Origin of the sequence: Streptomyces sp. NPDC059255 (assembly GCF_042752355.1) — a bacterium.
Taxonomy (GTDB): Bacteria; Actinomycetota; Actinomycetes; order Streptomycetales; family Streptomycetaceae; genus Streptomyces.
In genome coordinates this window covers 90,981-97,992 of record NZ_JBHYZP010000025.1, presented here as the reverse complement: position 1 = coordinate 97,992, position 7,012 = coordinate 90,981, and the positions used below count along the sequence as shown (strand labels likewise).

Sequence of the window (7,012 nt, the reverse complement as noted above, 5' to 3'; positions counted from 1 at the left end):
AACAACCCACCACCCCCCCCCCCCCCGCCCGCGGGCCCGCCCGGGCGGGGGGGGGGCGGGGGGCGGCCCCCCCCCCCCCCCCCCCCCCACCCCTCCGTCGTGTTGTCGGTCGGATGTGTCGGATGTGTTGGCGGCTGTGTCGGCTGCCGGAACGGGCCGGCCTAGGAGAAGCGGCGCGCCGCGCGCCTCAGGTCGTACTCGTGGACGATCGCTTTCGCGTGTCCGTACGCGAGGTCGTGCTCACTCCGCAGCCAGCTCACCTTCTCCTCGAAACGGACAAGGGATGGGCCGTCCTCGACGGTGCGGAGCCAGTCGGAGATCTCACGACCGGTGCAATGGGGGATACGTGCGAGCAGATTGCGATGGGTCTCTTCGGAGAAGACAAGGGACATCGGCGCCTCCGGACGCTCTGCGCTTACAGGGCCTTCTGGACGGATCCTTTCGGTCCTTCTGGTCCTTTACGCCCACCGTGCCTGAGCCGGGACGTGTTGGCAAGGGCTGTTGGCAAGCCGGTGGCCCCGCGCCCCGGGGGCCGCGTAGGGTCGGGCGGGTGCTCGATACAACGCCGCTGACAACTGCCGTGGACCGCTTCGCCGACCGGCTGAGGGCCGCCCCGCAGAGCCGGCTCCAGCGCGGCGCCGCGGCCCGCGCGCTGGGACTGGCCAGGGAGTTGTCCGTACGGGCGCAGCGGCTGGAGAGCCCGGGGACGGAACCGCGGATCATGCCGGACGCCGGTGTCTTCGCCGTCGCCGACCAGCTCGCGGTCGCGGCCGGCGACCTGACCGAGGCGCTGCGAACGGCCCCGTCCGAGGCGGAACTGGACGAGGCCGTACGGTCGGTGGAGAAGACGGTCGCCGAGGCGGCGCTCTGAGGCGTCGCGCTGGAGCGTTGCTCCGAGGCGTCGCTCCGGACGGGGCGGCGGGGGTCAGAGCGAGGCTATGACGCGGTCCGCGAGGATGTAGATGTGCTCGGCGCCGGCGTCGTCGTGCGGGTAGCTGTCGCCGCCGCAGGAGAACGTCAGGGTGTACGCGCCCGAGACACCGGACCCGCCCAGCAGGAACGGGGCCTCGCCCTCGCGCAGCGCGTCGGAGAGCCGCTCGGCGGTCTCACGGTGGCCGGGGGTCATGCACAGCGTCGTACCGTCCGCGAAGACGTAGACGTCGAGCGTGCCCAGCGGACCCGGGCGGACGTCGGCCAGCGCCGTACGCGTCCTGGCCAGCTCCTCCAGCCGGGCGACGGTGCGCTCGTGGTCGGTGACGACCGGGGTCTGCACGGGGACGAAGTCCGGGTGCGAGGGGTGGCGGCGGCGCGCGGCGGCCAGTTCGGGCGAGTCCTCCGCGAACTCGACGGCCTCGCTCATGCCGCCGTCGAACGCCTCCGTGGCGTCCAGGTCCAGCGCTTCCAGGGCCTCCAGCGACTCCAGGCCGACGAAGTCCATCTGGCGCGGCACGTAGAACGGCGTCTCCTCGGTGCCGAGTCCGGAGAGCCCGCCCAGCATCGACGGGGCGTCGGTGGCGTCGCGCGCCTCCTGCGCGGCCCAGAAGGCCCGGGCCTCGGCCAGCTCGCGCTCCCGCTCCTCGGCGAGGGCCTCGGCGACGGCGCCGCGGATGGCGTCGGCCTGGGCGGGGTCGGTGGCGCTTCTGGCCTGCGGGACAGCGGCGGCGAACCCACCGGGGTGCACCGCGGCCAGCTCGCCACGGAGGGCGCTGACCTGCCGACGCAGCGAGTGAGCGGCGTGCAGTGCAGCGACACCCACGGCCGTGGCGGTGGCCGTGGTCAGCAGCAGGGCAAGAGACATGGTGCTCACTGACTACTCCCGTTCCGATCGATACCCCCGACTTCCTACCTCAGCTTGTCGCGGGCGAGTACCGCCCGGCAGTGCATTACGTCATGAAATGGACAGGTCTTTCGGCCTTACGTATCGGCGCTTCAAGGTCCTGACCAGGGCAAACGAATCTCCCCCGGGCATAGGTCACATCCTGGGGGAGATTCAGTCACGACTGGGGATCGGGGGGCGCGGTCGTCGCTTTCCCGAACCGGATGATCACATTGGGTGAGTGTGGGGGTGGGTGAGCCCTTCAGCTGAGCCGCTCGTGTTTTCGGTCGCGCTGAGCTTCGCCTCCGCTGCGGGCAGGTGCCGCCCTCGTGCCTCGGGCGACCCCTACCCTCCGCTGCGCCTCAGCTCAGCCGCTCGATCACCATCGCCATGCCCTGCCCGCCCCCGACGCACATCGTCTCCAGGCCGAACTGCTTGTCGTGGAACTGGAGGCTGTTGATCAGTGTGCCGGTGATGCGCGCGCCGGTCATGCCGAAGGGGTGGCCCACGGCGATCGCGCCGCCGTTGACGTTCAGCTTCTCCAGGGGGATGTCCAGGTCCCGGTAGGACGGGATGACCTGCGCGGCGAACGCCTCGTTGATCTCCACCAGGTCGATGTCGCCGATGGTCAGGCCGGCGCGGGAGAGTGCCTGCCGGGATGCCTCGACCGGGCCGTATCCCATGATCTCCGGCGACAGGCCGGTGACGCCGGTGGAGACGATCCGGGCCAGCGGGGTCAGGCCCAGCTCGCGCGCCTTCGTGTCCGACATGATCACGAGCGCGGCGGCGCCGTCGTTGAGGGGGCAGCAGTTGCCCGCCGTGATCCGTCCGTCGGGGCGGAAGACGGGCTTGAGGCCCTGTACGCCCTCCAGGGTGACGCCCGCGCGAGGCCCGTCGTCCGCCGTGACGACCGTGCCGTCCGGCGTGGTCACCGGGGTGATCTCACGCTCCCAGAAGCCGTTCTTGAGGGCTTGCTCGGCGAGGTTCTGGGACCGTACGCCGAACTCGTCCATGTCCGCGCGCGTGACGCCCTTCAGCCGGGCCAGGTTCTCGGCGGTCTGCCCCATCGCGATGTACGCGTCGGGGAGCAGGCCGTCGGCGCGCGGGTCGTGCCAGTCCGCGCCCTCGCTCTGCGCCACCGCCGCGGTCCTGGCCTCGGCGTCCGCGAAGAGCGGGTTGTGGGTGCCCGGCATGCCGTCCGAGGAGCCGTTGACGGAGCGGGAGACCATCTCGACGCCCGCCGAGATGAAGACGTCGCCCTCGCCCGCCTTGATGGCGTGCAGGGCCATCCGGGAGGTCTGGAGCGACGAGGAGCAGTAGCGGGTGATCGTGCAGCCGGGAAGGTGGTCCATACCGAGCTGTACGGCGACGATCCGGCCGAGGTTGTGGCCCTGTTCGCCGCCCGGCAGGCCGCAGCCGAGCATCAGGTCGTCGATGTCGCGGGGGTCGAGCTCGGGGATCTTGTCGAGCGCGGCGCGGACGATCGTGGCGGTCAGGTCGTCGGGGCGCAGCTCCTTGAGCGAGCCCTTGAAGGCCCGGCCGATCGGGGACCGGGCGGCAGAGACGATCACGGCTTCGGGCATCACGGCTCCAAGGGTGCGGGGGTAGAACTCACTGGGAAGTTACCCGTACGTAGTGCACGGGTCACCCAGTGCGGCATGTGATGCGGGCCTCTTTTCTAAGCGCTTGCTCACCTGTTCCTGTCCTTGTTCCTGTCCTTGTTCCTGTTTCCTGGACCTCACGACTCCCGGACCCCGTGCGCCTCCGCAGTGCTCGGGTCCTCCGGGGTCGCCTCCGCGGGCGTGGGCAGCGGGTGGCGCCTGCGCCGGTGCTTGAGCAGGGCCCACGGTGCCCGGACGCCCGTGACCTCCGTACCGGCCCGGGACGCCGCCGCCGAGGCCGCCTTCGCGACCGGCAGCAGGTCCTCGTCGCGCGCGGCGTCGAGGCGGTCCGTCTCCGGCCACAGGCCGAGCACCGCGCAGAGCGTGGGCAGCACCGCCATGGCGGCGGTCGCGTACCCCTCCGCCGAGGGGTGGTAGTTGTCCGGGCCGAACAGCTCACGCGGGTTCGCCGCGAACTCGGGGCCCAGCAGGTCGCCCAGCGAGACCGTACGGCCGCCCTGCTCCACCGCCACGATCGTCTGCGCCGCGGCCAGCTGCCGGCTCGCGCGCCGGGCGAGCCAGCGCAGCGGCTGGTACACCGGCTCGATCGTGCCGAGATCCGGGCAGGTTCCGACGACCACCTCCGCGCCGGCCGTGCGCAGCCGCCGGACCGCCGCGGCCAGGCACCGTACGGACTCGGTGGCCGGCATCCGGTGCGTGACGTCGTTCGCGCCGATCATGATCACGCAGACGTCCGGGACGCGGTCCGCGACGGAACCGGATCCGGGGCCCGAACCGCCCCCGGGGCCGGAACCGCGGCCAGGGTTCGCCCACGGGCCCGGTGCCGTCAGGAGCTGACTCACCTGCCGCTCCAGATCGTCCGACCGGGCCCCGGGCAGCGCCACGTTCCGCAGGTCGACCGGGCGCTCCGCGACCGCCGCGAGCCCCGAGGCCAGCAGCGCCCCCGGGGTCTGCCCGGCCCGTCGTACGCCCTGTCCCGCCGCCGTGGAGTCACCCAGAATGCCCATCCGCAGCGGCTCCGTGTGGCCGAAGGCCAGTCCGTACCAGCCGTCGCCGCTGGGCGGTACGGGGGCGGTCCCGCCGCCCACCGACCGCTTCGCCAGCTGGACCTCCGCCAGTACCACCCCGATGCCCGCCGCTCCCAGCAGGCCGATGGATCCGCCGCCGTAGGCCGCGCCCGCCGCGATCCGTCGTGCCACCCTCGCCCTTGACACAGCGCGAGCCACCTCCTCGTCGTCCCGCTCGTCGTGCTACGCACGAGTACATACACCAGCTCATTGCCCCGTGAGGACGGTCACCCAATCCCGCCCGCGGGCGCATACGCTGGCCGGACCATCACGGAGACCCCGGAGACAACGGTGCAATTCCACGACTCGATGATCAGCCTGGTCGGCAACACCCCGCTGCTGAAGCTGACCAGCGTGACCGAAGGCATTCAGGCGACAGTCCTGGCCAAGGTCGAGTACTTCAACCCCGGCGGCTCGGTCAAGGACCGGATCGCCCTGCGCATGATCGAAGCGGCCGAGGAGAGCGGCGAACTGCAGCCCGGCGGCACGATCGTCGAACCGACGAGCGGCAACACGGGCGTCGGCCTCGCCATCGTGGCCCAACAGAAGGGCTACAAGTGCATCTTCGTCTGCCCGGACAAGGTCTCCACGGACAAGATCAACGTACTGCGCGCGTACGGCGCCGAGGTCGTCGTCTGCCCGACGGCGGTCGACCCCGACCACCCCGACTCGTACTACAACGTCTCCGACCGGCTGGTGCGTGAGACGCCGGGCGCCTGGAAGCCGGACCAGTACAGCAACCCGAACAACCCGCGCTCGCACTACGAGACCACCGGTCCCGAGCTGTGGGACCAGACCGACGGGAGGATCACCCATTTCGTCGCGGGCGTCGGCACGGGCGGCACGATCTCCGGCACCGGGCGCTACCTGAAGGAGAAGAGCGGCGGTCACGTACGGATCGTCGGCGCCGACCCCGAGGGGTCCGTCTACTCCGGCGGCTCCGGGCGTCCGTACCTGGTCGAGGGCGTCGGTGAGGACTTCTGGCCGACGGCGTACGACCGTACGGTCACGGACGAGATCGTCGCCGTGTCCGACAAGGACTCCTTCCGGATGACGCGCCGCCTCGCCAAGGAGGAGGGCCTGCTCGTCGGCGGCTCCTGCGGGATGGCCGTCGTCGCGGCGCTGAAGGTCGCGGAGGGGCTCGGCCCCGACGACGTCGTGGTCGTGCTGCTGCCGGACAGCGGCCGCGGCTACCTCAGCAAGATCTTCAACGACGAGTGGATGAACGACTACGGCTTCCTGGACCACGAGGGCGACACCGCGAGCGTCGGGGACGTCCTGCGCCACAAGGCGGGCCCGGTCCCGGCGCTCGTCCACATGCACCCCGAGGAGACCGTGGGTGAGGCGATCGACGTCCTCCGGGAGTACGGCGTCTCCCAGATGCCGATCGTGAAGCCGGGCGCCGGCCACCCCGACGTGATGGCCGCGGAGGTCATCGGCTCGGTGGTGGAGCGGGAGCTGCTGGACGCGCTGTTCACCCAGCGCGCCTCGCTCGGCGACCCGCTGGACAAGCACATGTCCTCCCCGCTGCCGCAGGTCGGCTCGGGCGAGCCGGTGGCCGATCTGATGGCCGCACTGAGCGGCGCGGACGGCGCGGACGCGGCGATCGTCCTGGTCGAGGGGAAGCCGACAGGGGTGGTGAGCAGGCAGGATCTGCTGGCGTACCTCGCCGGCGGCCTGGCCGGCGGCGCGAAGTAGCCACCTGTGGGCGGCCGGATCCGGCCGCCCACACACCCGTCGACGAGCTGTCAAGGGTCATGCGGAATCTCGGGTTCGCGAAAGTGGTACGAGCGCGACACGTCCACGCAGCACCCGCTTAACACGCGCCCTGCATAGTCGTTGTTGTCGGCGTCAAGGACCTCCGGAGCGGCTCCCGGACCTCCATGGACGCCAGGACACGGCAACCGGCCCTGACCCGGACCGTGTCCCTCGCGGGGACCGCCGTCGTCCCGCCCCCCGGTAACGGGGGTGCGGCGGTCCCCGCGACTATCTCCCCGGCGAGGCGCTCGTCCCCCGGTCCGCTCTGCTCCGCCTCAGCCGCCGCAGCCGCCTCAACCCTCCCAGTCGGACTCCGTACGCTGCCGCCGGGACGGCCACGGCACGCCGCGCGAGGCGTGCACCGCGTTGACCGCGACGATGCCGATCCAGCAGACGACCAGGCCCTTGAAATCCGCGTTCACCACGGCGATCGCGGTGAGCGGGACGGCGAGGACGAGGGAGACGAGACCGAACCCGAAGCGCTCCCCGAACCCTTCCACGGGGACGGCCGACGGCGCGCTGCCACGGGCGGCGACCATCTGCTTCTCCGCGAGTTGGCGCCGGACGCGGCGGTCGACCGTGCTGTCCAGACGCTGTTCCACTTTCTCCAGGAACGACTCGATGAGCGCGGAGTCGTAATCGGCTCCCAGCTCGCTGCGGGCCTGGAGCGTGGCGTCGAGTTCCTTCTTGAGCTCAGGGTCGCGGGCTTCCATACCGGTACGGTACGGAGCGGGCGGGCCCCGGTCATT

7 protein-coding genes are annotated in these 7,012 nt (G+C 71.5%); 2 read left to right on the top strand and 5 right to left on the bottom strand.

Translation table 11 applies throughout. From position 1 onward, the window contains the following. Positions 1 to 161 precede the first annotated feature (161 nt). Complete coding sequence (locus tag ACFXKG_RS26255; RefSeq protein ID WP_384843802.1) at positions 162 to 392, bottom strand: DUF4287 domain-containing protein; 231 nt, start codon at positions 390 to 392, stop codon at positions 162 to 164. A gap of 158 nt (positions 393 to 550) precedes the next feature. On the opposite strand from ACFXKG_RS26255, the gene ACFXKG_RS26250 reads away from it, so the two are divergent. Then, entirely contained in the window at positions 551 to 871 is a 321-nt protein-coding gene (locus tag ACFXKG_RS26250; RefSeq protein WP_384843800.1) for a hypothetical protein, read from the top strand. A 54-nt stretch (positions 872 to 925) separates the two neighbouring features. Here the strand turns inward: ACFXKG_RS26250 and ACFXKG_RS26245 are convergent, their stop codons facing one another. The 3 genes from ACFXKG_RS26245 to ACFXKG_RS26235 form a co-directional block, all read right to left on the bottom strand. After that, positions 926 to 1,798 (bottom strand): hypothetical protein, encoded by an 873-nt coding sequence (locus ACFXKG_RS26245; protein ID WP_384843936.1) that lies wholly within the window; start codon positions 1,796 to 1,798, stop codon positions 926 to 928. A 380-nt stretch (positions 1,799 to 2,178) separates the two neighbouring features. Further along, positions 2,179 to 3,399, bottom strand: a complete 1,221-nt coding sequence (locus tag ACFXKG_RS26240) for an acetyl-CoA C-acetyltransferase (RefSeq protein WP_384843797.1) — start codon at positions 3,397 to 3,399, stop codon at positions 2,179 to 2,181. A gap of 155 nt (positions 3,400 to 3,554) precedes the next feature. Continuing rightward, the gene (locus ACFXKG_RS26235) at positions 3,555 to 4,637 is read right to left on the bottom strand and encodes an SGNH/GDSL hydrolase family protein (protein WP_384843795.1); all 1,083 of its coding nucleotides are present in this window, start codon (positions 4,635 to 4,637) and stop codon (positions 3,555 to 3,557) included. A 159-nt stretch (positions 4,638 to 4,796) separates the two neighbouring features. Here ACFXKG_RS26235 and ACFXKG_RS26230 point away from each other — a divergent pair, with 159 nt between their 5' ends. Then, positions 4,797 to 6,203: a cystathionine beta-synthase gene (locus ACFXKG_RS26230; protein WP_384843792.1), complete on the top strand. Its 1,407-nt coding sequence runs from the start codon at positions 4,797 to 4,799 to the stop codon at positions 6,201 to 6,203. A 353-nt stretch (positions 6,204 to 6,556) separates the two neighbouring features. On the opposite strand, the gene ACFXKG_RS26225 is transcribed toward ACFXKG_RS26230, so the two are convergent. Beyond that, positions 6,557 to 6,976: a hypothetical protein gene (locus ACFXKG_RS26225; protein ID WP_384843789.1), complete on the bottom strand. Its 420-nt coding sequence runs from the start codon at positions 6,974 to 6,976 to the stop codon at positions 6,557 to 6,559. Positions 6,977 to 7,012 lie beyond the last annotated feature (36 nt).